Source organism: Duganella aquatilis (assembly GCF_009674565.1).
GTDB classification, from domain to species: domain Bacteria; phylum Pseudomonadota; class Gammaproteobacteria; order Burkholderiales; family Burkholderiaceae_D; genus Rugamonas; species Rugamonas aquatilis.
This window is the reverse complement of sequence record NZ_WKJL01000039.1, coordinates 19380-42806: the sequence shown is the minus strand read 5'-3', so window position 1 is coordinate 42806 and position 23427 is coordinate 19380. Positions and strand designations below refer to the sequence as shown.

Annotated in this window: 24 protein-coding genes; 13 read left to right on the top strand and 11 right to left on the bottom strand. The window is 63.9% G+C overall.

The window, feature by feature from the left end; translation table 11 throughout:
• Window positions 1-92: 92 nt before the first annotated feature.
• Together GJ698_RS28750 and leuA are read right to left on the bottom strand one after the other, a co-directional pair.
• Window positions 93-1634 carry a methyl-accepting chemotaxis protein gene (locus GJ698_RS28750; RefSeq protein ID WP_154361281.1) on the bottom strand — a complete coding sequence of 514 codons (1542 nt, stop codon included), beginning with the start codon at window positions 1632-1634 and terminating at the stop codon, window positions 93-95.
• A gap of 117 nt (window positions 1635-1751) precedes the next feature.
• On the bottom strand, window positions 1752-3446 hold the full coding sequence (gene leuA, locus GJ698_RS28745; protein ID WP_154361280.1) for a 2-isopropylmalate synthase: 1695 nt from the start codon (window positions 3444-3446) through the stop codon (window positions 1752-1754).
• Between the two features lie 431 nt (window positions 3447-3877).
• Between leuA and GJ698_RS28740 the strand changes: the two genes are divergently transcribed.
• Genes GJ698_RS28740 through GJ698_RS28730 form a run of 3 tightly spaced genes read left to right on the top strand, consistent with a single transcriptional unit; the run spans window position 3878 to window position 5065 of the window.
• Window positions 3878-4090 carry a FitA-like ribbon-helix-helix domain-containing protein gene (locus GJ698_RS28740; RefSeq protein WP_154361279.1) on the top strand — a complete coding sequence of 71 codons (213 nt, stop codon included), beginning with the start codon at window positions 3878-3880 and terminating at the stop codon, window positions 4088-4090.
• On the top strand, window positions 4050-4508 hold the full coding sequence (locus GJ698_RS28735) for a type II toxin-antitoxin system VapC family toxin (protein ID WP_229260209.1): 459 nt from the start codon (window positions 4050-4052) through the stop codon (window positions 4506-4508). The genes GJ698_RS28740 and GJ698_RS28735 overlap by 41 nt, the downstream gene beginning before the upstream one ends.
• Before the next feature lie 50 nt (window positions 4509-4558).
• Complete coding sequence (locus GJ698_RS28730; protein ID WP_154361277.1) at window positions 4559-5065, top strand: nuclear transport factor 2 family protein; 507 nt, start codon at window positions 4559-4561, stop codon at window positions 5063-5065.
• A 2-nt stretch (window positions 5066-5067) separates the two neighbouring features.
• On the opposite strand, the gene selD is transcribed toward GJ698_RS28730, so the two are convergent.
• The gene (gene selD, locus GJ698_RS28725) at window positions 5068-6114 is read right to left on the bottom strand and encodes a selenide, water dikinase SelD (RefSeq protein ID WP_154361276.1); all 1047 of its coding nucleotides are present in this window, start codon (window positions 6112-6114) and stop codon (window positions 5068-5070) included.
• Window positions 6115-6168: 54 nt separating this feature from the next.
• On the opposite strand from selD, the gene senA reads away from it, so the two are divergent.
• Window positions 6169-7362, top strand: coding sequence for a selenoneine synthase SenA (gene senA, locus GJ698_RS28720; protein WP_229260208.1), 1194 nt, complete (start codon window positions 6169-6171; stop codon window positions 7360-7362).
• Between the two features lie 59 nt (window positions 7363-7421).
• Window positions 7422-8699, top strand: a complete 1278-nt coding sequence (locus GJ698_RS28715; protein WP_154361275.1) for a Xaa-Pro dipeptidase — start codon at window positions 7422-7424, stop codon at window positions 8697-8699.
• Window positions 8700-8774: 75 nt separating this feature from the next.
• Here GJ698_RS28715 and GJ698_RS31220 read toward each other — a convergent pair whose 3' ends face one another.
• A complete protein-coding gene (locus tag GJ698_RS31220) occupies window positions 8775-8900 on the bottom strand; it encodes a hypothetical protein (RefSeq protein WP_267874851.1) in 126 nt (41 codons plus the stop codon).
• A gap of 40 nt (window positions 8901-8940) precedes the next feature.
• On the opposite strand from GJ698_RS31220, the gene GJ698_RS28710 reads away from it, so the two are divergent.
• The 6 genes from GJ698_RS28710 (at window position 8941) to GJ698_RS28685 (ending at window position 14578) form a co-directional block, all read left to right on the top strand.
• Window positions 8941-10029 carry a hypothetical protein gene (locus GJ698_RS28710; protein WP_229260207.1) on the top strand — a complete coding sequence of 363 codons (1089 nt, stop codon included), beginning with the start codon at window positions 8941-8943 and terminating at the stop codon, window positions 10027-10029.
• 176 nt (window positions 10030-10205) lie between these two features.
• The gene (locus GJ698_RS28705) at window positions 10206-11855 is read left to right on the top strand and encodes a methyl-accepting chemotaxis protein (protein WP_154361273.1); all 1650 of its coding nucleotides are present in this window, start codon (window positions 10206-10208) and stop codon (window positions 11853-11855) included.
• A 66-nt stretch (window positions 11856-11921) separates the two neighbouring features.
• On the top strand, window positions 11922-13181 hold the full coding sequence (locus GJ698_RS28700; protein WP_154361272.1) for a glycosyltransferase: 1260 nt from the start codon (window positions 11922-11924) through the stop codon (window positions 13179-13181).
• Window positions 13182-13511 carry a YnfA family protein gene (locus GJ698_RS28695; protein WP_154361271.1) on the top strand — a complete coding sequence of 110 codons (330 nt, stop codon included), beginning with the start codon at window positions 13182-13184 and terminating at the stop codon, window positions 13509-13511.
• A 2-nt stretch (window positions 13512-13513) separates the two neighbouring features.
• A complete protein-coding gene (locus GJ698_RS28690; protein WP_154361270.1) occupies window positions 13514-14101 on the top strand; it encodes a hypothetical protein in 588 nt (195 codons plus the stop codon).
• Window positions 14102-14176: 75 nt separating this feature from the next.
• On the top strand, window positions 14177-14578 hold the full coding sequence (locus tag GJ698_RS28685) for a nuclear transport factor 2 family protein (protein ID WP_166454961.1): 402 nt from the start codon (window positions 14177-14179) through the stop codon (window positions 14576-14578).
• Here GJ698_RS28685 and GJ698_RS28680 read toward each other — a convergent pair whose 3' ends face one another.
• The 5 genes from GJ698_RS28680 to GJ698_RS28660 all read right to left on the bottom strand — a co-directional run bounded on the left by GJ698_RS28680 (window position 14579) and on the right by GJ698_RS28660 (window position 20029).
• Entirely contained in the window at window positions 14579-15811 is a 1233-nt protein-coding gene (locus GJ698_RS28680; protein WP_154361268.1) for a malic enzyme-like NAD(P)-binding protein, read from the bottom strand.
• 83 nt (window positions 15812-15894) lie between these two features.
• Entirely contained in the window at window positions 15895-17190 is a 1296-nt protein-coding gene (locus tag GJ698_RS28675) for a Glu/Leu/Phe/Val family dehydrogenase (protein ID WP_154361267.1), read from the bottom strand.
• Window positions 17191-17318: 128 nt separating this feature from the next.
• Window positions 17319-18281 carry a LysR substrate-binding domain-containing protein gene (locus GJ698_RS28670; protein WP_154361266.1) on the bottom strand — a complete coding sequence of 321 codons (963 nt, stop codon included), beginning with the start codon at window positions 18279-18281 and terminating at the stop codon, window positions 17319-17321.
• A 9-nt stretch (window positions 18282-18290) separates the two neighbouring features.
• Window positions 18291-19583, bottom strand: a complete 1293-nt coding sequence (locus tag GJ698_RS28665; RefSeq protein WP_154361265.1) for an MFS transporter — start codon at window positions 19581-19583, stop codon at window positions 18291-18293.
• Window positions 19580-20029: a MarR family winged helix-turn-helix transcriptional regulator gene (locus GJ698_RS28660; RefSeq protein ID WP_154361264.1), complete on the bottom strand. Its 450-nt coding sequence runs from the start codon at window positions 20027-20029 to the stop codon at window positions 19580-19582. The genes GJ698_RS28665 and GJ698_RS28660 overlap by 4 nt, the downstream gene beginning before the upstream one ends.
• 111 nt (window positions 20030-20140) lie before the next feature.
• Between GJ698_RS28660 and GJ698_RS28655 the strand changes: the two genes are divergently transcribed.
• Together GJ698_RS28655 and GJ698_RS28650 are read left to right on the top strand one after the other, a co-directional pair.
• Window positions 20141-21346, top strand: a complete 1206-nt coding sequence (locus tag GJ698_RS28655; protein WP_154361263.1) for a cation:proton antiporter — start codon at window positions 20141-20143, stop codon at window positions 21344-21346.
• A gap of 12 nt (window positions 21347-21358) precedes the next feature.
• The gene (locus GJ698_RS28650) at window positions 21359-21607 is read left to right on the top strand and encodes a DUF3297 family protein (RefSeq protein WP_154361262.1); all 249 of its coding nucleotides are present in this window, start codon (window positions 21359-21361) and stop codon (window positions 21605-21607) included.
• 52 nt (window positions 21608-21659) lie between these two features.
• Here the strand turns inward: GJ698_RS28650 and GJ698_RS28645 are convergent, their stop codons facing one another.
• Window positions 21660-22571: a LysR substrate-binding domain-containing protein gene (locus tag GJ698_RS28645; protein WP_154361261.1), complete on the bottom strand. Its 912-nt coding sequence runs from the start codon at window positions 22569-22571 to the stop codon at window positions 21660-21662.
• A complete protein-coding gene (locus GJ698_RS28640) occupies window positions 22568-23290 on the bottom strand; it encodes a sensor histidine kinase (protein WP_154361260.1) in 723 nt (240 codons plus the stop codon). Before GJ698_RS28640 ends, GJ698_RS28645 begins: the two co-directional genes overlap by 4 nt.
• Window positions 23291-23427: the final 137 nt, after the last annotated feature.

The following is a 23427-nucleotide window of genomic DNA, read 5'->3' as shown; positions in this document are numbered from 1 at the left end:
AATCCGGGGTCAGTTCTGCCAATCGCACACGGCCTCTACCGTAGCGGCTGCTACGGTAGAGGCCGTGTGCGATTGGCAGAACTGACCCCGGATTACAGGCGGAACTGGCTGACGACTTCATTCAGTTCGCCGGCCTGGTCCTGCATCGCCGAGGCGGCTGCGGCGGCTTCTTCCACCAGCGCGGCGTTCTGCTGCGTCACCTGGTCCATCTGGCTGATGGCGATGTTGATCTGCTCGATGCCGCTGGTCTGCTCGCGGTTCGCCAGCGACATTTCTTCGACAATCTCGGTCACCTTGCGCACGCTGTCCTGCACCTCGCTCATGGTGTTGCCTGCCAGGTCGACCAGCTGCGCGCCGGCCGCCACCTTGTCGACCGAATCGTCGATCAGCTGCTTGATTTCCTTGGCGGCGCTGGCCGAGCGCTGCGCCAGCGTGCGCACTTCCGACGCCACCACCGCAAACCCGCGCCCCTGTTCGCCGGCGCGCGCCGCTTCCACCGCCGCATTCAGCGCCAGGATATTGGTCTGGAACGCGATGCCGTCGATGACCGAAATGATGTCGACGATCTTGCGCGAAGAGTCGTTGATGGCGTTCATGGTGTCCACCACCTGCGCCACCACGGCGCCGCCGCGCTGCGCGATGTTGGTGGCGTCCTGCGCCAGCTGGTTGGCCTGCTGCGCATTGGCGGCATTCTGCTTGACGGTGCTGGTCAGCTCTTCCATCGAGGCGGCGGTTTCTTCCAGCGAGCTGGCCTGCTCCTCGGTGCGCGACGACAGGTCCATATTGCCGCTGGCGATTTCCGCCGACGCGGTGTTGATGGCGCCCGTGCCGCTGCGCACGCGGCCGACGATGTTGGACAGGTTGCTGCTCATCTGCGCCATGCTCTCCAGCAGCTGGCCCATTTCATCGCGCTGCGTGCTGCTGATGTTTTGCGTCAGGTCGCCGGCGGCGACGGCGCGCGCCACTTGCAGCGCATCGCCGATTGGTTCGGTGATGGAGCGCGTCACGCGCCACGCGAAGCCCAGTCCCAGCAGCAGCGCCACGAGGCCCAGCCAGGCCATCATCTGGCGCGCCATCGAGATGTCGTGCTTGACCGCCGCACCGTTTTCTTCGACCACGGATTTCTGCAATGCGTTCAACGTGCGGATGCTGTCCTGCAAGGTATTCAGCTTGGGCTGCATGTCGCTGCGCATGAAGGCCAGGGCGGCGTCGCGCTGGCCGTCGGCCAGCAGCTTGCCCACCTGCGTGAACGACGCCACGTAGGCCTTGCGCTCATCGCCGATGCGCGCCAGCAGCGCCTTGCCTTCCGCGCGCGTGACCAGGCGGCCCAGCGTTTCCAGCGCGGTGGTGATGATCTTCTTGTTGGCGTCCATCTCGCTCCTGATGGTGGCGAGGCGGGCGCTGTCGTCGGTGATGAACAGTTCGAGGGTGAGGGCGGCATTGGCGCGCGTGGTGGCGGTGACGGTGGCCGCCGCTTCGGCCTTGACCCAGTCGTTGTCGATGATGGTGTCGTTCATCGCGCCGATGCTGCTGAGGCGCTGCAGGCCGATCCCGATCAGTATCACCATCAGCAGCAGGACGGCGCCAAAGGCGAGGCCGAGGCGCGCGCCGATTTTCAGATTCGAGATATTCATCCTGGACTCCGTGAGGTCGACAGCCCAGTATAGCGCTATGTTGCAGTGCGGAAAACCTCCCTTTTGCCGAGGTGTTGCGCGAACGGGACGCCAGCGCGGGCGTCCCGTTCGCCGGCATCAGGCGCTGACGGCGCCCTTGGCCTGTTCCGCTTCCGAGCGGATCAACTGGCGGTTGACGGCGCTGAGCACGGCCTTGAAGGACGCGGTCAGGATGTTGCTGTCGGTGGCCGCGCCGAACAGGGTCGGGCCGTTGGCCAGGCGCAGTTCGACGTAGCACGCGGCCTTGGCGTTGGCGCCGGAGCCGATCGAGTGCTCGTGGTAGTCCATCAGCTTGATGTCCAGGCCGAGCGCGTCGACGAAGGCGTCGATCGGGCCGTTGCCGCCGCCTTGCAGCGCCAGTGGCGCGCCGCGGTGCATCATGGCGATGTCGATCTGCACCGGCTCGTCGCTGCTGGTGTCTTCCACCATCTTGTGCGACTGGTAGGCGTACGGCGCGTTCTGCTCGAAGTACTCCTTGCTGAAGATGTCGTAGATGCCGTTGGAAGTGATTTCCAGGCCGGTCTGGTCGGCCACCGCCTGCACCGCGCGACTGAATTCAATCTGCAGGCGGCGCGGCAGCACCAGGCCGTAGTCCTGTTCCAGCAGGTAGGCCATGCCGCCCTTGCCGGACTGGCTGTTGACGCGGATGACGGCGTCGTAGCTGCGGCCCAGGTCTTGCGGGTCGATCGGCAGATACGGGATTTCCCAGATCGCGCCTTCCTGTTGTTTGGCGAAGCCTTTCTTGATCGCGTCCTGGTGCGAGCCGGAGAAGGCGGTGAATACCAGGTCGCCCACGTAGGGGTGACGCGGGTGCACCGGCAGTTGGTTGCACTCTTCCACCACCTTGCGTACTTCGTCGATGTCGGAGAAGTCCAGGCCAGGATTGACGCCCTGGGTGTACAGGTTGAGTGCGAGCGTGACCAGGTCGACGTTGCCGGTGCGTTCGCCGTTGCCGAACAGGCAGCCCTCGACGCGGTCGGCGCCGGCCATCACGGCCAGTTCGGCCGAGGCCACGGCGGTGCCGCGGTCATTGTGCGGGTGGACGCTGATGATCAGCGAATCGCGGCGCGCCAGTTTGCGCGACATCCATTCGATCTGGTCGGCGTAGACGTTGGGCGTGCTGCATTCGACGGTGGACGGCAGGTTGATGATCAGCTTCTTGCCCGGCGTCGGCTCGAAGATGGCGCTGACGGCGTCGCAGATATGCTTGGAGAAGTCCAGCTCCGTGGTGGAGAAGGATTCCGGCGTGTACTCGTAGCCCCAGTCGGTGTCCGGGTGCTGTTTGGTCAGTTCCTTCACCAGCTTGGCGCCGGTGGTGGCGATGTTGGTGATCTCTTCGCGCGACATGCCGAACACCACTTTGCGGAATACCGGCGCCACCGAGTTATACAGGTGGACGATGGCGCGCTTGGCGCCGACGCAGGATTCCACGGTGCGACGGATAAGTTCTTCGCGCGACTGGGTCAGCACGATGATGGTGACGTCGTCCGGGATGCGGTTTTCTTCCACCAGCTTGCGCACGAAGTCGAAGTCGGTCTGCGAGGCGGAAGGGAAGCCCACTTCGATCTCCTTGATGCCGATCTTGATCAGCAGGTCGAAGAAGCGCAGTTTTTTCTCGATGCTCATCGGCTCGATCAGCGCCTGGTTACCGTCGCGCAGGTCGGTGCTCATCCAGATCGGCGGTTTGCTAATGATGGCGTTCGGCCAGGTGCGGTCGGTCAACTGCACGGCTGGGAATGGACGGTATTTGCTCGCTGGGTTCTGCAACATCATGGTAATGCTCCTGGATCGGGAATAGAGGGGGACTGGCTAAAACGATGTGGCGAAAGGCTGCGGCGCGGCCACGGGATACTAGGCGCGGCAACCGATCGGTAGTTTTAGCAGTAGCGACAAGGCTGGGAGCATCGGTACAACTTTCCTGGATTTTGAGACGGGTGCGGCTTGTGGCCGGCACGGGGTACAACAGGGACGCGGATTAAACGCGTGCTAGTAGACGCGCTGCTAGCGATAGGGCGCTGGCAGGCGATAGCAGGAAAGCGGATAGGTGCAGATGCGAGATCATTCCTCAAATGTAAGCGATCGGCGCCGCGCCCGTCAAGCTAAATTGGGATGATTGTCGTTTTTGCATCGTTGGTCTTGCTGTGGTATCTCAATTGAAGTGGCGAGTCGTGCTGCTAGACTGGATTAATCATAAGGAGGCGTTTATGGCTAAGCACCTGTTATTAAGCGATGTGGACGACATCGTAATGCGCGCTTTGGAAAAACGAGCAAAAGAGCATCGCTGGAGCGTTGAAGAGGAGGCCAAAGACATGCTTGCCGAATTGTTAAAGCGCCCGGAACGCCGGCCCTTTGGCGAGGTTTTGGCGAGCATGCCATATGTCGGTGAAGATGACGATTTCAGCGCACGTCGCACGTAACGCGGCTATGTATCTGATCGATACCAACGTTCTCAGCGAAGCGCGCAAGGGACGCCGGTGTAATCCGGGCGTGATGGATTTTTTTCGTTTGACCAGTAAGCATAATCTTTTCATCGCGGCCCAAACCGTAGGTGAAATACGCTGCGGTTTGGAAAATTTGCGCTACCGGGGACGTAGCATGGATGCTGCTCGACTGGAAGCTTGGCTGGACTTGATCCTTAACGATTACGCTGATCGTCAGCTGAGCTTTGATATTGAATGTGCTCAGGTTTGGGGGCGCCTCATGTGCCCACAACCGCAGCACATTATTGACAAACAGATTGCGGCCATTGCATTGGTCTACGACTTGACCGTTGTTACCCGCAACATCTCCGATTTCCTCTCCACGGGCGTCAGGCTTCAAAATCCATTTGTTTGATTTGCAATTTCAGCATAGGATCAAGGCACTTTCACTTATGGAGACTGTGCATGCGCCGATTCATTTCTGCTGTTTTGTGTGGCTTGTTTGTCAGCGCGGCGTTGGCCGCGCCACCCAAGCCGGTGAGTACGCCGGAGGATGTGGCGGCCATCACGGCGGTCACCGAGCAGTTCCAGGCCGCGCTGAAGGCCAGGGATGTGAAGGCGCTGTCTTCGCTGATGCTGAATTCGAACATCATGTGGACCGCGCCCATGGCCGACAAGCGCGTGCAGCAGATCCGCGCGGAGCTTGATCCGAACTTCGACGGCGTGCGCGCCAGCGGCGGCTATAACGACTTCGCGCACTTCGTCAAAGACGCCAAACTGCCCATCGAAGAGCGCTTCTACAACGTCAAGGTCACCCAGGACGGCGACCTGGCCTGGGTGATGTTCGACTATGAGTTTGTCGGCGACGGCGTGGTCGAGAACTACGGCGTCGAGACCTGGCAGATGGTCAAGCGCGGCGGCCAGTGGAAGATTTTCTCCGTAGTCTGGTCGGTGCACATCCCGGAAAAATAAGATCAGCTGACGATGACGCGCGCCTCGCCTGCGGTCATGCGGCCGATGACGGCGGCCTCGCCGAAGCCTTCACGCTGGAACAGGGCCAGCACTTCGTCCACGCTGGCCGCATCGCACGACACCAGCAGGCCGCCGGACGTCTGCGGATCGGTCAGCAACGAGTGCTGCGCCGGCGTGATGCTCTCGGCAAGCTTGACGTCCTTGCCATACGCTTCCCAGTTGCGGCCCGAGGCGCCGGTGAAGTAGCCGTCGCCCGCCAGCTGTTCCACGCCCGGCAGCAGCGGAATCCGCTGCATGTCGAGATGCGCCTCCAGTTTGGCGCCGCGCGCCAGTTCCAGCAGGTGGCCCAGCAGGCCGAAGCCGGTGACGTCGGTCAGCGCATGCACGCCGGCCAGCTCGGACAAGGCCTTGCCCGGCTTATTCAGCTTGGTGGTGTTGGCGATCATGGCCTGGTAGCCTTCGTCATTCAGCGCGCCTTTCTTCAGCGCGGCCGACAGCACGCCCACGCCCAGCGGCTTGCCCAGTATCAGCACGTCGCCGGCCTTGGCGTCGGCATTGCGCTTCACTTTCGACGGATGGATCAGGCCCATCACCACCAGGCCGTAGATCGGCTCCACCGAGTCGATGGTGTGGCCGCCGGCGATCGGAATGCCCGCCTCGGCGCAGATCGACTCGCCGCCCTTGATGATCTGGCCGATGGTTTCCACCGGCAGTTTATTGATCGGCATGCCCACCAGGGCCAGCGCCATGATCGGCGTGCCGCCCATCGCATACACGTCGGAGATGGCGTTGGTGGCGGCGATGCGGCCGAAGTCGAACGGATCGTCGACGATCGGCATGAAGAAATCGGTGGTGGCGATCAGCGCCTGCTCGTCATTGAGCTTGTAGACGGCGGCGTCGTCGGCGGTCTCGATCCCGACCAGCAGTTCCTTCGGCACCGGGAAGCCGTTGGAGTTCTTCAGGATCTCGGACAGCACGCCGGGCGCGATTTTGCAGCCGCAGCCGCCGCCATGGGAGAAGGAGGTGAGTTTGATAGCGTCATTGCTCATGGTTCGGTTCCTGGTTGATTCGGATTGCGGCGGAGGCGCTGGTACAATCGGCGCATGACTTCTTCATTCAGGAACGCGACGTCGCAGCAACTGGCACAGGCTCTCCAGCATGCGAGAGATTATACGCTTTCGCTGTTCGACTGTTTTGCCGCCGCCGGCATGGACATGGCGGCGCGCGTGCCGCCCCTGCAGACCATCAATCCGCCGGTGTGGCAGCTGGGGCAGATCGCCTGGTTCGCCGAATGGTTCATCCTGCGCGAAGCGGCGTCCAGCCATCCGGCCGACGCCAGCGGCAACTGCCTGCTGACCAAGGGCGACGACTGGTTCGACGCCGAGCGCGTGCCGCATCGCAGCCGCTGGACGCTGGACCTGCCGACGCCGGGCGGCGTCAAAACCTACTGCCACGAAGTGCTGGACCGCGTGCTGGACAAGCTGACGCGCGAACCGAATACCGAGGAAGCCCTGTATCCCTACCGCCTGGCGCTGGCCTATGAGGACATGCAGGGCGAAGCCATGCTCCAGGCCTTGCAGGCACTGGGCCTGCCGGCGCCGGTGCAGGCGGCGGGCGAAGTGCTGCAGGTGGCCGCGCCGTCGGAAATCCGCTTCCCCGGCGGCACGTTCCAGCTGGGCCGCAAGTCCGGCGACGGCTTCACCTTCGATAACGAGCGTCAGGCGCACAGCTTCCATGTAGCCTCGTTCAACATGGACAGCGCACCGGTGAGCAACGGCCAGTATGCAGATTTCGTCATCGACGGCGGCTACGACAACCGCCAGTTCTGGAGCGACGCCGGCGCCGCCTGGCTGATGCGGCAGGAGCGCTCGGCGCCGCGCTACTGGCAGCGCGACGGTTCTCAGTGGCGCGCCATGCGCTTCGGGAAGCTGTCCACGCTGCCGGCCTCGGAGCCGGTGCGGCACGTGAATCTGTACGAAGCCCAGGCTTATTGCGCCTGGGCCGGACGCCGCCTGCCCACCGAAACCGAGTGGGAATATGCCGCCTTGTCCGGCCATCCCGCCTTGCGCTGGGGACAGCTGTGGGAGTGGACGGCGTCGCCGTTCGAGCCTTACCCGGACTTCAAGGCGGACCGCTGGCTGGAATATTCAAGGCCGTGGTTCCACACGCACCAGGTGCTGCGCGGCGCTTCGTTCGCCACGCCGGCGCGCTTTGGCTCGGCCAAGTTCCGCCGTTTCGCGCTGCCGGAGCGCGACGACCTCTTTGCAGGTTTCCGCACCTGCGCCTGGCCGGGATAGTTTCCCGTTTGGCGGGCGCTCTGCTATGCTTTTCGTTTTCCATGCCTGGGGCGTCCTCCATGAAACTGAAGCACTTACTGATTTCCGCTGCCATCCTCGGCGCCGCCGCACAGGCCAATGCCGCAGACCAGGTGACCGTCATCCGCGCCGGCAAACTGGTGGACGTGGTGGCCGGCACGGTGCTCAAGGACCAGACCATCGTCATCACCGGCGAGCGCATTACCTCGGTCGGCCCGAGCGCCTCGGCGCAGGTGCCGGCGGGCGCCAAGGTCATCGACCTGTCGGCGCAGACCGTGCTGCCAGGCCTGATAGACATGCACACCCACCTGACCGGCGACCCTTACCTGGGCGGCTACAACTCGCTGGGCGTGTCGGACACCCGCGCCGCGCTGTACGGCGTGCGCTCGGCGCGCAAGACGCTGGAAGCCGGCTTCACCACCGTGCGCAATGTCGGCGCCTCCGGTTTTGGCGACGTGGCGCTGCGCGATGCGATCAACGACGGCGACTTCATCGGCCCACGCATGCGTACCGCCGGCTACGCCATCGGCATCAAGGGCGGCCATTGCGACGAGAACCTGCTGCCGCCGGACGTCAACTTCACCGGTCGCGGCGTCGCCGACGGCCCATGGGAAGCGCGCGCCAAGGTGCGCGAGATGGCCAAGTACGGCGCCGACGTGATCAAGATCTGCGCCTCGGGCGGCGTGCTGTCGAAAGGCGACGAGCCGGGCGCGCAGCAGTACACGCTGGAAGAGATGCAGGCCATCGTCAACGAGGCGCATAAGCTGGGCCGCAAGGTCGCCGCGCACGCGCATGGCACCAGCGCGATTCACGATGCGATCATCGCCGGCGTGGATTCGATCGAACACGCCAGCCTGATCGACGACGCCGGCATCAAGCTGGCCAAGGAGAAGGGCACCTACCTGGTGATGGACATCTACAACGATGATTTCATCCTGCAGGAAGGCGAAAAGGCCGGCATGCTGCCGGAGTCGATCGCCAAGGAGAAGGTCATCGGCCAGCTGCAGCGCGATAACTTCCGCAAGGCCTTCCAGGGCGGCGCCAAGATGGCCTTCGGCACCGACGCCGGCGTCTATCCGCATGGCGACAACGCCAGGCAGTTCGCCTACATGATCAAGTACGGCATGACCTCGATGCAGGCGATCCAGGCCGCCACCATCAACGCCGCCGACCTGCTGGGCTGGAAGGACCGCGTCGGCTCCATCAGCGCCGGCAAGTACGCCGACATCATCGCCGTGCAGGGCAACCCGGCCGAGAACGCGGCCGAACTGACCAAGGTGTCGTTCGTGATGAAGGGCGGCGCGGTCATCCGCGACTGATGAAGATGGCCTGAGCGGGCATCACGCTGGCTCGCCAGGCCATGCGGGCGGTGTAGGGGGAAGTTGTTTTTCTTTTTATACTGCCTGCATGCGTTTTCTCCTTCTTCTTGCTGTCGCGTTGCTGAGCGCCTGCGGTGGCGGCGCCGGTTCTTCCTCCCGCGCGACCGTCACTGCCGGCGCTGCGGCGTCTTCGCCTTCCATCTCGGTTTCCAGTCCCATTACTGTCGGTGTGCTGCCTGCCATGGCCGACGCGCTGGTCGTGGGCGACCATATCGTGGTGCGCTCGCGCTCCGATGCCTTTGTCACCGTCAACGACAGGCCTGTGTATGCGGCCACGCGACTGAGCGTGCTGGATCAGCAGGGCAAGCTGCTATCCTCCACCGATTACGGCTTCACGCTGGCCGCCGGCTACACCGGCGAATGGCTGATGATGCTGTCGCCGGACGGTTTCGTCATGGTGCAGGCCAGCGCCGGCACGCGGCTGCTGCACTTCGACGCCCAGGCCAGGCTGACCGGCAGCGCTACCGACCTGTATCCCGCCGGCGATTACGCGCCGGCCGAAAATGGCGGTGCGGTGGACGGCAACGGCTTCTGGCTGGCCACTACTTTCTCGCTGCTGCCAGTCACCGACAAGACGCAGTACCTGCTCAAATTGTGCAAGTTCGATTTCAACGGCAAGCAGTTGACGCCACCGTTCACGACGTCCACCTCGGCGCTGCATCCGCGCGTTGCGGCGGCGGGCGGCGCGGTGCTTGCCGGCTGGCTGGAGAACGGCGGCGCAATGCTGGCGATGTGGGCGAAAGGCGCCGGCGCGCCGACCGTCCGGTCGCTCGGCACCGGCGGCGCGCAACCGTATCCGGTGGCGCTCAACGCCGCCGGCAAGATGGGCGTGCTGTGGAACGGCAAGGCCACCGTCGCCGCAGCCGGTGGCGTGATGGGCGTGGCGCTCGACAGCAACGGCGCGCCGGTGCTGCCGGCTGGTCGTACCGATCTGACGCAGGAAACGCTGTCCACCAATTGGGGCGGCAATGCGCGGGCGACGGAGATCGATGCGCACGCGTTCAGCGGCGGCGTCACCATCGCCGCCAGTGTGGTCGGCGCCTTCAAGACCGGCGACACGCCAGGCGACGTGCTGGTGCTGGCCGACTACGCGGTCAACGCGTCGCCACTGTCGGCGCAGGCGCCGGTGCTGCTGCGTTTCACCTTGTCTAGCGGTGCGTCGCTGGGAGCGAGTCCGGTCTTCCGGCAGATGCTGTTCGCCGACCACGCGCTGCTGCTGGCCGGCGACGACAGCGGCTTGCAGGCCTTCTACACTAAGCGTAACCCTTAGCCCTCTACCAAAAGTGTGGTAAATCTGCGCAAGTTACCTATTTGTCATAGACAATATAATTGGGTAATGCATAATTCACATTGCAATTAGTCACTGTTCATCCCCTTTGATCGAAAAGAGCTAACGGCGCCATCCGCGCCGTTTTTTTGCGTTCGTCCTTTACAAACAGGAAGTTGATGGAAGCGTTTAAAAAACTAAAAATAGGTACTCAGCTGGCGCTGAGTTTCGGCACGCTGACTGCACTGATGCTGATCATGGCCACCTTCGCGATTGTGCGCATGTCGTCGATTACGAATGCGTTTCACGACGAGCAGCGCGTGATGTCAGAGAAGCTGGAGCCGCTGTACGTCGCGCGCGAAGCGCTGGCGCAGACCGGTTTGGCCGCGCGCAATGCCTACGTCTTTGCCGACGCCTCGGCAGCGTCCAAAGAACTGGCGATTGTCGACGAACAGAAAGCCATCTACCTGGCGGCGCTGGAGCAGATGGCGCCGGCGTACAAGGGCGACGCCGATTTCGAGAAGGTCCGCAGCGGCCTGCTGAAGATGGCCGATTCGCTGAAGCGTCCGCGCCAGCTGCGCGAAGCCGGCGACATGGAAGGCTACGCGGCCTTCCTGACCAATGAGTGCAGCCCGCTGCGCAAGCAGATTGTGGCCGATATCGCGACCGTGCTGAAAGCCGTGCTGGCCGAGACCCACGCCGCCGGCGCCGACGTCGACGCGCACGCCAGCGATGCCTTCCTGTGGATCGTGCTGCAGGCGGTGCTGTCGCTGCTGGTCAGCGTGCTGATCGCGTGGGTGAACACGCAGCTGCTGCTCAAGCAACTGGGCGGCGAGCCTGCCTACGCCACCGACATCGCCAACAAGATCGCCGAGGGCGATCTGTCGGTGGCGGTGCAGGTCAAGGTCAACGATCAAACCAGCCTGCTGCACGCGATTGCGGCGATGCGCGACAGCCTGTCGTCCATCGTCGGCCAGGTGCGCCAGGGGACCAATCTGATCGCCACCGCGTCGTCGGAAATCGCCAGCGGCAACCGCGATCTGTCGCTGCGCACCGAGCACCAGTCGGAGTCGCTGGAAAAAGTCGCCACCGCGATGGAAGAGCTGACCGGCACCGTGCGTCAGAATGCGCAGAATGCGATGCAGGCGAATACGCTGGCGGTGTCGGCGTCCAGCGTGTCGGAGCAGGGCGGCCAGGTGATGGAGCAGGTTACCGTGACCATGGCGTCGATTAACGATTCGTCGAAGAAGATCGTGGATATTATTTCGGTCATTGACGGCATCGCCTTCCAGACCAATATCCTCGCGCTGAATGCGGCGGTGGAAGCGGCGCGCGCCGGTGAGCAGGGGCGTGGCTTCGCGGTGGTGGCGTCGGAAGTGCGTACGCTGGCGCAGCGTTCGGCCGCGGCGGCCAAGGAAATCAAGTCGCTGATCGATGATTCGGTGGTGAAGGTGGGCGCTGGTTCGGAACAGGTGCACAAGGCCGCCGAGACCATGCACGAAGTAGTGACCAGCGTGAAGCGCGTGACCGAGATCATGGGCGAGATCAGCGGCGCCAGCATGGAGCAGACGGCGGGCATCGAGCAGGTCAACAACGCCATCAGCGAAATGGACAGCATGACGCAGCAGAACACCGCGCTGGTGGAGCAGGCTTCCGCCGCCGCGCAGGAGCTGCAGGACCAGTCGACCAGCCTGGCGCACGTGGTGGACGTGTTCAAGCTGGAGTCGCACACGGCCAGCGTCAGCGGCCTGCGTGGCCGTCGGCCGCGTACCGTGGCGGCGGCGGTATCGTCGCCGGACGAGGAAGTGCGCCGCATCGCAAATGGTTAATTAATCTCTTGCACGCGGTGCTTGCCCATTCCATAATTGATAAATTGTTATGGCGATGGGCAATGCATGAAAATAGGACTGCAAACGTGGGGTAGTCACGGCGACATACGGCCGTTTGTCGCGCTGGCGGAAGGTTTGCAGCTGGCGGGGCATGCGGTCACGCTGCTGATTACCTGCGTGGACAGCGCGGTGTATGCCGACATGGTGTCTCCGTCCGGCGTGGACATCCGCGTGATCGCCTCGCCGGTCATCGAGCCGTCCAGCGCCTCGGAGTTGGGCGAGGCGGCCATCAGGATGCGCAATCCGCTGACGCAGATGAAGAAGCTGATCGAAGGCGGCTTGCTGCCCGCCGAAGAGGCCATGCTGTCGGCCGCGCTGGAAGTGGCGGAACGGTCGGACCTGCTGGTCGGCCACTACTTCATGTATCCCTTGCAGATCGCCGCGGAGCGCGCGGGCAAGCCGTATGTCAGCGTGCTGCTGTCCCATGCGGCGATACCAAGCGCCTACAGCCATCCGCTTGGCCTGCCGTTCGGGCAGGGCGTTTTGTGGCGGCTGACCCGGTGGGCATTGCAGAGGGCCGCCGGTCCTTATCCCAATCGCTTGCGCGCGCGGCTGCACATGCCGCTGACCACGGACATCGTCACGCAGGTGTGGTTGTCGCCGCAGCTGACGCTGGTGGGTGTCAGCCCGCAGATCTGCGAGCGGCAGCCGGACTGGCCGCCTTCGATCCAGGTGTGCGGCTTCCTCGATATGCCCAATATGCAGCTGGAAGGGCGGCTGACGGAAGCGATGGAAGCCTTCCTTGCCGCCGGGGCTGCGCCGGTCTACATGACCTTCGGCAGCTGGACGCCGCCCGACATTCCCAATCAGACCGAGACGCTGCGCCTGTTCACCGAGGCGGCGCAACTGGCCGGATGCCGCGCCATCATTCAGACGCAGGATGCGGCGGCCTGCGGTTTTCAATCCAGTCAACAGATCCTTTACGTATCGGCTTCGCCGCATCACCTGGTCTTCCCGCGCTGTGCGGCGGTGGTGCATCATGGCGGCGCCGGCACCACACAATCGGCCACGCTGGCGGGCCGGCCGTCGGTGGTGGTGGCGCATATCAGCGAGCAGGAACACTGGGGCAATGAGTTGCGGCGGCTGGGCGTCGCCGGCAAGCTGGCCAAGCGGCTCAGCGTGACGGCCAAGCAGCTGGCGGCGCGGATCAGCGCCTTGCAGCCAGAAATGCAAATCCGGGCCGCCGCCGTTTCGCATGCGATGGCGCAGGAAAACGGCGTCGCCACAGCGGTCCGCGTGATTAACGAAAAATTCGGAGTGCGCTAGTTGGATATCCTGAGAATTACATCGCTGTTCTTCGTGACGGCATTGGCGGAAATCGTCGGCTGCTACTTGCCCTGGCTGGTGCTGAAGCACGGCAGGCCCGCATGGCTGCTGCTGCCGGCGGCATTGTCGCTGGCGCTGTTCGCCTGGCTGCTGACGCTGCACCCGACGGCGGCCGGCCGCACCTACGCGGCCTACGGCGGCGCCTACATTTGCGTGGCGCTGCTGTGGCTCCGTTTTGTGGATGGCGTGGCGCTGACGCGTTTCGACATCGCCGGCGCCGTGCTGGCGCTGGCCGGCATGGCGGTCATCGCGTTGCAGCCGGCGCAGTAGAAATGGATGCGCCGGACTATACGCGCTACACCGAGTTCCAGCTGCGGCAGGTGCTGCGCGATATCGATGCGCAGCGCTTTCCGGAGCGCCTGCAGGAGATCAGGCAGTGGCTGGCGCACTTTGAGCAGGCGAAGAAGGCACTGATGCCGGCCACGCAAACGCGGCGGCTGATTTCCAGATCGCCCAGCCGCCGTTTCATGCGCTGGCATCTGCTGGTTTTCCTTGCAGTGTCGCTGGTGGCCGCCGTGTCGACGTGGTTTTATCCCGCGCGCTGGGAGGTGTTGACGGCGGTGGCGGTGGTGGCTGCGGCAGCCGCATTGCTGGGCGCCGCGCGCATGGCGGCTTTGCAGTTGCAGGTCTTTGACTGCGGCGATGGACTGGGATTCAAGCACAAGGATCTGGAGGCCTATGCCGCCTGGCGGGATATCGACAGGATCGAGTTGGGCAGGTCCGAGGACCAGGAATGGCTGGTGCTGCATTTGAAATTCGAGTCGGTGTTCGGCGAAACGATCGAGTTTTTCGCCTCCGCCGCCGCACCCGATGCAAGAACCCTGCGCGATCAGTTGAGCAAGCGGATCGCCGGTCATTGAAGTACAACCTTTGATAGGAGCTAGTTGATGATGTCGAGATTCGTTCTGAAGTGTTTGCTGGTTGCGTCGGCCGGTATGTCCAGCGCATTTGCCGCGCCGGCCGATGCGGAACTGGTAGCGCTGGTCAAGCGCCATGCCGAAGCGCAGGCCACCTTTGACCAGGCGGCGTTAAAGGCCATCACCGCCGACAACTACGCAGAGGTGTCGCCGCTGGGTGAAGTGGATAGCCGCGAGAAGATGTTGTCGTTCTACGCGCCGGAACTGAAACGTCCGGCGCCGCAGTTGCAGGTCGATGAGCCGCAGGTGCGCGTGCTCGGCGACAGCGCCGTGATCTATGCGCGCCTGAATTTCATCATGGGCAGCGGCGATGCGGCGCGCACCTTTGCGATGCGCGCCGGCTATGTGGCCCAGTTCAAGGACGGCAAGTGGCTGCTGGTGTCGGCACAATACACCGGAATCCGCCCGCCGAAGAACTGATTACAGCAGCGATTCCGCTAGGTCTTTCAGGTCGTCTGCGTATTCCAGTTCGACCAGTTCCTTGCGGGCGACGCCGCTGCGCCATGCGGCGGTGGCGATCTTCGGCGTCACGCCGCTCAGCAGGCGCGGGTCCAGCAGGCCTGGAACGATGTAATCCTTGCTGAAGCGGGCGTCGCTGCGTGCCATGTCGGCCAGGGCCACCACGCAGGCGCGCTTCATTTCCTGGTTGATCGTCGAGGCGCCCGAATCCAGCGCCGCGCGGAACAGGTAAGGGAAGCACAGCGCGTTGTTGATCTGGTTCGGATAGTCCGAACGGCCGGTGGCGATGATCGCATCCGGCGCCACTTCGCGCACCAGTTCCGGACGCAGTTCCGGTTCCGGATTGGCCAGCGTGAAGACGATAGGATGCGCGTGCATGCGCTGGATGTCGGCCTGCGACAGTACGCCAGGACCGGACACGCCCAGGAACACGTCGGCGCCGTCCATCACATCGGACAGGGTGGCGGCCGTGGTGTCCTGCGCCCAGGCGGCTTTTTCGCCGTCCAGGTTGCGCGCGGTGGTCAGCACGCCCTTGCTGTCGCAGACGAAGATGTTCTTGCGCTGCGCGCCCAGGTCCACCAGCAGTTCCAGGCAGGCGATGGCCGCGGCGCCGGCGCCGGAGCAGACGATTTTCACGGTGGCGATATCGCGGCCGGTCATTTCAATCGCGTTCAGCATGCCCGCGCCCACCACGATGGCGGTGCCATGCTGGTCGTCGTGGAATACCGGAATGGTCAGGCGCTCGCGCAGCTTGCGCTCGATGTAGAAGCACTCCGGCGCCTTGATGTCTTCCAGGTTGATGCCGCCGAAGGTCGGATGCAGGGCGGCGATGATGTCCACCAGCTTGTCCGGATCGCTCTCGTCGACTTCGATGTCGAAGGCGTCAATGCCGGCGAATTTTTTAAACAGCACGACTTTACCTTCCATTACCGGCTTGCCGGCCAGCGCGCCGATGTTGCCCAGGCCGAGCACCGCGCTGCCGTTGGTGATGACGCCCACCAGGTTGCCCTTGGCGGTGTATTCGTAAGCCTTGGTCGGGTCGCGCTTGATCTCGACGCACGGCGCGGCGACGCCGGGCGAGTAAGCCAGGGCAAGGTCTTCCTGGGTGCTGACGCTCTTGGTAATTTCAATAGCGATTTTGCCGGCACTGCCGGAACGATGGTAGGCCAGTGCCTTTTGTTCAATCGTGGTCATATTATTATTTATTCCTATAAAGCGAAAAACGCCTGCACGAGCCAGAGGCAGGTACAGGCGCAAACTGCTGGGGATTCAGTGAATCATGGATACAGGCCACGAACTTCACGGGCTTGCAACACTCGGGTGCAAGCGAGGATGAAGGTGGCGGTACGCAGCGTGACTTTCTTGTCCTGCGCAACGGTCCATACTGCATTGAATGCGTCCTGCATGATGCGGGTAAGGCGTGCATTAATTTCATCTTCGCTCCAGAAGAAGCTGGAGAAATCCTGCACCCATTCGAAGTATGACACGGTTACGCCGCCAGCGTTTGCCAGCACATCAGGAACGATCAACACGTCCTTGTCGGTCAGGATGTCGTCGGCTTCCGGCGTGGTCGGGCCGTTGGCGCCTTCCAGGATGATTTTGGTGCGAATACGCGGCGCGTTAGCGGCAGTAATCTGCTGTTCCAGCGCGGCCGGGATCAGGATGTCCGATTCCACGCCCCAGAAAGCGTCGCGGTCCAGGAAGGCTTCGGCGCCGGGGAAACCGGTGACGCTGCCCACTTCGGCCACGTGCTTGTGCAGGCGGGGGATATCCAGGCCGCCCTGGTTCACCACGGTGCCGGTGTGATCCTGCACGGCGATGACCTTCGAACCTGCTTCGGCGAACATGGTCGCGGCCACGCCGCCGACGTTGCCGAAGCCCTGCACGGCGACGCGGGCGCCTTCAATCGCCACGCCGCGCTTGGCGGCGGCTTCGCGGCCCACCACGAACACGCCACGGCCGGTCGCTTCGCGGCGGCCCAGCGAGCCGCCCAGCGAGATGGGCTTGCCGGTCACGACGCCGGTCGACAGGTTACCTTCGATCATGGCGTAGGAGTCCATCATCCACGCCATCACTTGTTCGTTGGTGTTGACGTCCGGTGCCGGGATGTCTTTGTTCGGGCCGATAATCAGGCTGATTTCGCTGGTGTAGCGGCGGGTCAGGCGCTGCAGTTCGCCACGCGACAGGGTCTTGGGATCGACACGGATGCCGCCCTTGGCGCCGCCGTATGGCACGTTGACGGCCGCGTTTTTCACGGTCATCCACGCCGACAGGGCCATCACTTCGGACAGGGTCACGTCCTGGTGGAAGCGCACGCCGCCCTTGCCTGGACCGCGCGACATATTGTGCTGCACGCGGTAGCCTTCGTAGTGGGCGATGGAGCCGTCATCGCGCTCGATCGGCACGTCGACGGTCAGGATGCGTTTCGGGCGCTTGAGCGTTTCGACCCAGCGCGACAGGCTACCGAGGTGCGGGGTAACGCGGTCGATTTGCTGCAGGTAGACACCCCATGGGCCGAGATCTTCGGCATTCAGGTAGGAGGGCAGTGCGTGTTGTGCTTGTACAGTGGTCATGCTCAAGGCTCCGTGGATTCGTTGGCTGAGCGCTGCTCGTGGCAGCGCTCAAGTGGGACGAATCTTATGCCTGGGCAATTAAGGCGGCCAATGCTGTATGCGCATTCGGCTATGCAAAAGATGCATAGTTATCTTTCCGATACCTCGATGCGGCGTTTTTTGCGGCCGCCGTTCTGCTGCAGTTCGAGGAATTCCCACAGCCTGTCGACGATCGGTTTGCCGCGCCGGTGCGCGGACGGGCGCTCGCGGTACAGGCGGATTTCCATCTCGATTTCCCAGTCCGAGGTATCGCCGTCGGCGCGCGCCAGCTGCTTTTGTTTGAGCTCGCGCGTGACGGCCGATTCGGGCAGGAAGGCGACGCCGCGGCCTTCCAGCGCCATCATTTTCAGTCCCTCGGCCATGTCGGTTTCATAATGCGGCTCCAGGTGCAGCGGGGTTTTGGCGTCGTTCAGTATCAGCTCCACCATGCGGCCCAGGTAGGCGTTGTTGGTGTACGATAAAAACGGCAGCGGCGCGCGCTTGGTGCCGGGCAGCGTGAACTCCGGCACCCTGTTTTTATCGCAGCGCGCATACGCGCGCAGGGACTCGCGGCCCAGTACCAGCATGTCGTAGCGGCCCGGGTCCAGCTGCACCGGCTGGCGCGGATGGTGGTAGCACAGCAGCAGGTCGCAGCCGCCTTCCACCAGCTGCAGCACGGCGTCGTGGACGTTGAGCGCCATCAGCCGGCTGCGGATCGGCGCGAAGTCCTGTTCCAGCGCGGTCAGCCACTTCGGCACGAAGGTCAGCGACAGCGTGTGCGGCACGGCGAGGTCGATGCTGGTCTGCGCGGCGGCGCGCTTGGAGCGCAGCATCTCGCGCGCGCCGTTGATCTTGGAGAGCATCTCCAGCGCCTGCTCGTAGAACACGATGCCGGCCGGCGTCAGGCGCGTCGGGTAGGAAGTGCGGTCGATCAGGTCCGTGCCCAGCCAGTTTTCCAGCGACTGGATGCGGCGGGAAAAAGCGGGCTGCGTCACATGGCGCAGCGCCGCCGAGCGGCTGAAGTTATTGGTCTCCACCAGCGAGATGAAGTCTTCCAGCCATTTGGTTTCCATGCAAATCCTTTAAGCGGTGGTCGAGGTGATGTTGCGCATCGGCGTGAACAGATACGCCGCCGCCGCGAACAGCACCAGTATCATGCCACCGCCGATGAACAATTGCGATAGCGGGATCAGCGTCAGCAGCCATCCCGCGCTGGCCGCCGACAACGGCGCCAGTCCCATGAAGATGAACATGAAGATGCTCATGGCGCGGCCCATCATCTGCGGCGCCACGCGGCGCTGGATCCAGGTGAACACGTTGATCTGCATATAGCCGGTCAGCAGGCCGAGCGACAGCATCAGCGCGGCCGCCTGCCACGCGGCGTGCACCAGGCCCAGCGGCGCCACCAGCAGCCCGGCGACGGCGTCCATCAGCAGTATCATCACGCCGAAGCTGGCGAAGCGCAGGCGCGCGCCGAACTTCGCCGCCACGCCCATGCCCATCAAGGTGCCCAGGCCATGCGCCGCCATCAGGAAGCCGAGCGTGGAAGCGCCGTGCAGGTCGCTGGCCAGCACCGGTATCGCCACCTGCATGGTGCCGCCGATGAACAGCGACACGATGCTCCAGTAGATGAAGCACTGGCGCAGCGGCACGTCGTCCCACACCATGCGCAGGCCGGCGCCGACGGAACGCAGCACCGATTGCGGCGCGGACTGCGGCGCCGCCGTCGCCAGCGGCCGCACCCTGGACAGCGTCCACGCCGACACCAGGAAGCTGAGGCAGTCGAAGCCGAAGGCCAGCGCCAGGCCGCGCGCATCGCCGCCCGCGACGGCCAGCAGGCCCGCCGCCAGCAGCGGACCGGCCAGCATCGACACCTGGCGCAGTCCCATCATCACGCCGTTGGCCGCCTGCAGGTGCTCGCGCGGCAGCGCCAGCGGCATCATCGAGGTGCCGGACGGGATGCCGAAGGCCTGCGCCAGGCCGATGCCGAAAGCCAGCACGTAGATCAGGCGCAGCGTCAGTTGCGGCGTCAGCGCGATGGTCAGCGACAGCGACTCGCCGAGCGGCACGGTGGGGGCGGCGTCGGCGTTCATCACCAGCAGCGCGAGCAGGGCCAGCAGCACGGCGTTGGCGTACTTGCTCAGCATGAGCACGCGCTTGGGCGAGTAGCGGTCCACCAGCGCGCCGCCCAGCAGGATGAAGACCGCGCGCGGAATGCTCATCAGCGCGATCACCAGGCCCAGCGCCAGCGTGCTGCCGGTCAGCCTGAGCACCAGCCAGGGCAGGGCGATCATGGTCATCTGGTCGCCCAGCAGCGAGATCACGCTGCCGCGCATCATCCACTTGAAGTTGGCGTTCTGCCTGAGCGCGCTCATGAGTTGGAGGCGTTCATGCCGGCGATCAGCGCCAGTGCGTTGCTCAGGTCATCGAACTGCGTCGACGGGCAGCTGCGCAGCAGATCCTTGCTGATCTGGTCGGCGACGGTGACGGCGTTGTTCAGCAGCTCGCGGCCGGTGTCGGTGATGGCGGCGTAGGCCACGCGGGCGTCGCGCGGATCCTGCTGGCGCTCGACCAGGCCGATTTTTTCCAGTGGCAGCAGGGTGCGGGTGACGCCGGACGCGGTCAGCCCCTGGCGCTCGGCCAGGTCGACGCGGCGCAGGCGGCCGCCCGGTGCGCGGTTCAGGTAGTGCAGCAGCATGAAGTCGCTGAAGCTGATGCCGTGGTAGCCGCCCAGCACCTGGTCGAGGCGGCGGACGAGGGTGGCCTGGGCGCGCGCCAGGCGCAGCGTGAATTCAAGACTGGGGCTGATAGGCGTTTCCATGGTTGCGTCCTTGTTGAGTTATGCTTGAATAATACTTGAGTAAGCAATCATTGTATAGTTTTTATTCGGGATTCGTTAAACTGAAAGAAAACTACATAACAGGGGATAGCAATGCACATGGGGACCACCGAGATCTTTCTGATCGCGATGACAATTATTTTCAGCGTGCCGTATCTGATCTGGCGCCTGGGCGGTACGGATTACTACGCGCCGCTGGTGGTGGTGCAGATCATCGCCGGCATCCTGCTGGGACCGGGCATCATGGGCCGCGCCTTCCCCGAGTACTATTCCTTCGTGTTCAATCCGCAGGTGGTGCAGTCGCTGAACGGCATCGCCTGGTGGGCGGTGATGATTTTCGTGATGATCGCCGGCATCGAGCTGGACCTGAAAAAGGCCTGGGAACACCGCCGCGAAAGCACCATCACCGCCGGCCTGGCGCTGGGCACGCCGCTGGTGTTCGGCTGCGTCGCCGCGCTGGGCCTGCTGGGCTATGCCGGCTGGGTAGGGCCGCAGGCGCATGCATGGCAGTTCGTGCTGGGCGTCGGCATGGCCTGCGCGGTGACCGCGCTGCCGATCCTGATCCTGCTGATGGAAAAGCTGGAAATCCTGCGCCAGCCGATCGGCCAGCGCATCCTGCGCTACGCCAGCCTGGACGACATCGCCATCTGGGGCGTGCTGGCGGTGATCCTGCTGGACTGGGACCGCGTCGGCCGCCAGGCCGGCTTCCTGCTGGTGTTCGCGCTGGCGACCAAGCTGTTCCGCATGATGATGGTGCGCATTCCCGAGCGCGACCGCTGGTACGTGTCCTTCATCTGGCTGGCGGTATGCGCGCTCGCGGCGGACTGGGCCGGCCTGCACTTCATGGTCGGCGCCTTCCTGGCCGGCGCGGTGATGGATGCCGAGTGGTTCGACCAGCAGAAGATGGATCTGCTGCGCGCCAATGTGCTGATGGCGGTGATGCCGGTGTTCTTCCTGAGCACGGGCCTGCGCACCAACTGGGCGGTGGGCGGTTCGGCCGTGTTCGTGGTGGCGCTGGTGCTGCTGGTGGCGTCGGTGTCGGGCAAGCTGGCCGGCATCCACCTGGCCGGCAAGATCCTGAAATGGGGCCCGGGCGAGGCCTCCGTCATCGGCTGGCTGTTGCAGACCAAGGCGCTGATCATGATCATTTTCGTCAACATCCTGCTGGACAAGCAGATCATCACCAGCGAAACCTTCACCGCGCTGCTGCTGATGGCGATCGGCAGCACCATGCTGACGGTGCCGATGGTGTATCCAAAATTGCAGCGCGTGGCGCAGCTGATCTTCAAAACGAACTGATATAATTACGGGATGAACGATACTACCCAACTCCCACCACTGCCGGATCGTCTGTCGATTGATCCTCGCAGCAAATTCCACGTCGCAGCCGTGTTCGAACACGATGTCGGCATCAAATTCAACGGCAAAGAACGCATGGACGTTGACGAGTACTGCATCAGCGAAGGCTGGATCAAGGTGCCAGCCGGCAAATCGCTGGACCGCTACGGCAACCCGATGCTGATCAAGCTGAAAGGCACGGTCGAAGCGTTCTACCGCTAAGCCCGCGCTGCACAAAAAAAGCCGCCCGATTCGTCGAGGCGGCTTTTTTGCATTAACGGCCGGCCGAAGCGAACAGCAGCTCCACGAAATTTTTTACAACGGGCCGGCATTCGTCGCTGCGCCAGTTGGCCACCATGGTCAGCGGCTCCAGTCCCGTCAGCGGCACCACGCGCATGCCGGGCGGCGGCGTGCCCAGCACAAAGGCGGTGCCGAGCATCAGGCCCATGCCGTCCCTGGCCAGCTGGATGCCGAACAGCGACTGCGTGGCGCCGAACACGAAATTCGGCGTTACGCCGGCCGCCTGGCAGGCCGCCACCAGGCCGTCATACACCGGCGGATTGACTTCGCGGGCGAAGGTGACGATGCGTTCTTCCGCCAGGCTAGCCAGCGGCAGTTGTTGTGCGCCGGCCCAGCGGTGCGTGTCGGGCAGCAGCAGCGACCAGTCGGACGCCGCCACCAGCCGGCTGCTGATCTCGGCGGAGTGCGCCATGGCGGCCTGCGATCCGCCCAGCACGACGCCGATGCCGACGTCGATCTGACCGCGCATCAGCGCGCCGCCATGCTGCTGGTGCAGGATCTCGTGGCGTTCCAGCCGGGCGCCGGGATAGGCCAGCAGCAGCTGGCTCATGGCGTCGGCCAGCACCGGCAGGTTGGCGTATTCGGTAATGCCGATGGAGATCGACGTGTTTTCGCCGCCGGCGGCCGCCGCCGTTTGCTGGGCCAGCTGGTCGAAGTTGCTGATGATCTTGGCGATGCCGTCGCGGAACACCACGCCGGCCGGCGTCAGCGCCAGCTGGCGCTGGTCGCGGACCAGCAGCTTGACGCCCAGGCTTTCCTCCAGCCGGGCAATCTGCTGGCTGAGCGCGGGCTGGGTGATCGACGCCAGCTCGGCGGCGCGGCCGAAGTGCAGTTCCTGGGCCAGCAGCAGGAAGTTTTGATACAGCCTCAGTTCCGAGGGTTTCACAGGTTTGAACCTTTGCGCTGAGTGTAGCGTTGCATTTTACTCCGCGCGGTGCGCGCCGGGTGCAGCCGCGCCAGCCACGCCGGCAGGCCGAAGCAGAACGACACGGTGGTGCCGGCGCCGTTGTCGCTGGCGATGCCGAAGCGCGCGCCCAGGTCGGCCGCGCGCTCGCGCATGCCATGCAGGCCGAAATGGCTGCCCACGTGTTTCTGGCTCAGCACATGCAGCGGGATGCCGCGGCCGTCGTCGGTGACGCTGAGGATCACCCGCGTCGCGATCCACTCTTCCGTGATGGAGATGGTGCTGGCGTTCGCATGCCGCACGGCGTTGCGCACCGCTTCCGCCAGGCACATGAACAGTTCGTCGGCAAAGCCGTCGCGCTGTGCCGCCAGCGCCGCCGACAGGCTGCAACGGAATTGAATGCCGGCCGGCTCGCACACCGCGCGCGCCAGGCTGTCGAGGCGGGTTTGCAGCGAGGCCGAGACGTTGGGCTGGCGCAGTTCCAGGATCAGGTCGCGGCCCAGCGCCATGGCGTCGGCCGCTTTTTCCGCGATGGCATGCAGGTTGGCCGAGCTGCTTTGCAGCGACAGCACGATCATCTGGCATTGCTGGAGGAAGTCGTCGTGCAGGATGCGGGCGATGCGGTTGCGCTCGGCCTGCCGCTCGCGAAAAACCAGGTCCGAGAGCTCAGCCGGCGTAATCAGGACTTTTCGGTTGCGCATGCGGGAAATTTTCAACGGGACCGGCCGAATTCTACGCAGGATGCAAGCCGCACTCCAATTCGAAATTATTATCCTTGCAATAAGTGCGCCTTATCGTGGGCGCCAAATAAAAGGGCCGGGTTCCGCGCGAAACGGAA

What these genes read in the sequence shown, in the direction of transcription:
- GJ698_RS28655 (WP_154361263.1), top strand. Translation starts at nt 20,141, where the DNA reads ATGCACATGGGGACCACCGAGATCTTTCTGATCGCGATGACAATTATT.
- GJ698_RS28640 (WP_154361260.1), bottom strand. Translation starts at nt 23,290, where the DNA reads ATGCGCAACCGAAAAGTCCTGATTACGCCGGCTGAGCTCTCGGACCTG.
- GJ698_RS28705 (WP_154361273.1), top strand. Translation starts at nt 10,206, where the DNA reads ATGGAAGCGTTTAAAAAACTAAAAATAGGTACTCAGCTGGCGCTGAGT.
- senA (WP_229260208.1), top strand. Translation starts at nt 6,169, where the DNA reads ATGACTTCTTCATTCAGGAACGCGACGTCGCAGCAACTGGCACAGGCT.
- GJ698_RS28715 (WP_154361275.1), top strand. Translation starts at nt 7,422, where the DNA reads ATGAAACTGAAGCACTTACTGATTTCCGCTGCCATCCTCGGCGCCGCC.
- GJ698_RS28665 (WP_154361265.1), bottom strand. Translation starts at nt 19,583, where the DNA reads ATGAGCGCGCTCAGGCAGAACGCCAACTTCAAGTGGATGATGCGCGGC.
- GJ698_RS28710 (WP_229260207.1), top strand. Translation starts at nt 8,941, where the DNA reads ATGGCCGACGCGCTGGTCGTGGGCGACCATATCGTGGTGCGCTCGCGC.
- GJ698_RS31220 (WP_267874851.1), bottom strand. Translation starts at nt 8,900, where the DNA reads ATGGAAGGCGAAGACGCCGCAGCGCCGGCAGTGACGGTCGCGCGGGAG.
- GJ698_RS28650 (WP_154361262.1), top strand. Translation starts at nt 21,359, where the DNA reads ATGAACGATACTACCCAACTCCCACCACTGCCGGATCGTCTGTCGATT.
- GJ698_RS28690 (WP_154361270.1), top strand. Translation starts at nt 13,514, where the DNA reads ATGGATGCGCCGGACTATACGCGCTACACCGAGTTCCAGCTGCGGCAG.
- GJ698_RS28685 (WP_166454961.1), top strand. Translation starts at nt 14,177, where the DNA reads ATGTCCAGCGCATTTGCCGCGCCGGCCGATGCGGAACTGGTAGCGCTG.
- GJ698_RS28750 (WP_154361281.1), bottom strand. Translation starts at nt 1,634, where the DNA reads ATGAATATCTCGAATCTGAAAATCGGCGCGCGCCTCGGCCTCGCCTTT.
- leuA (WP_154361280.1), bottom strand. Translation starts at nt 3,446, where the DNA reads ATGATGTTGCAGAACCCAGCGAGCAAATACCGTCCATTCCCAGCCGTG.
- GJ698_RS28740 (WP_154361279.1), top strand. Translation starts at nt 3,878, where the DNA reads ATGGCTAAGCACCTGTTATTAAGCGATGTGGACGACATCGTAATGCGC.
- GJ698_RS28675 (WP_154361267.1), bottom strand. Translation starts at nt 17,190, where the DNA reads ATGACCACTGTACAAGCACAACACGCACTGCCCTCCTACCTGAATGCC.
- selD (WP_154361276.1), bottom strand. Translation starts at nt 6,114, where the DNA reads ATGAGCAATGACGCTATCAAACTCACCTCCTTCTCCCATGGCGGCGGC.
- GJ698_RS28670 (WP_154361266.1), bottom strand. Translation starts at nt 18,281, where the DNA reads ATGGAAACCAAATGGCTGGAAGACTTCATCTCGCTGGTGGAGACCAAT.
- GJ698_RS28680 (WP_154361268.1), bottom strand. Translation starts at nt 15,811, where the DNA reads ATGACCACGATTGAACAAAAGGCACTGGCCTACCATCGTTCCGGCAGT.
- GJ698_RS28730 (WP_154361277.1), top strand. Translation starts at nt 4,559, where the DNA reads ATGCGCCGATTCATTTCTGCTGTTTTGTGTGGCTTGTTTGTCAGCGCG.
- GJ698_RS28735 (WP_229260209.1), top strand. Translation starts at nt 4,050, where the DNA reads ATGTCGGTGAAGATGACGATTTCAGCGCACGTCGCACGTAACGCGGCT.
- GJ698_RS28700 (WP_154361272.1), top strand. Translation starts at nt 11,922, where the DNA reads ATGAAAATAGGACTGCAAACGTGGGGTAGTCACGGCGACATACGGCCG.
- GJ698_RS28660 (WP_154361264.1), bottom strand. Translation starts at nt 20,029, where the DNA reads ATGGAAACGCCTATCAGCCCCAGTCTTGAATTCACGCTGCGCCTGGCG.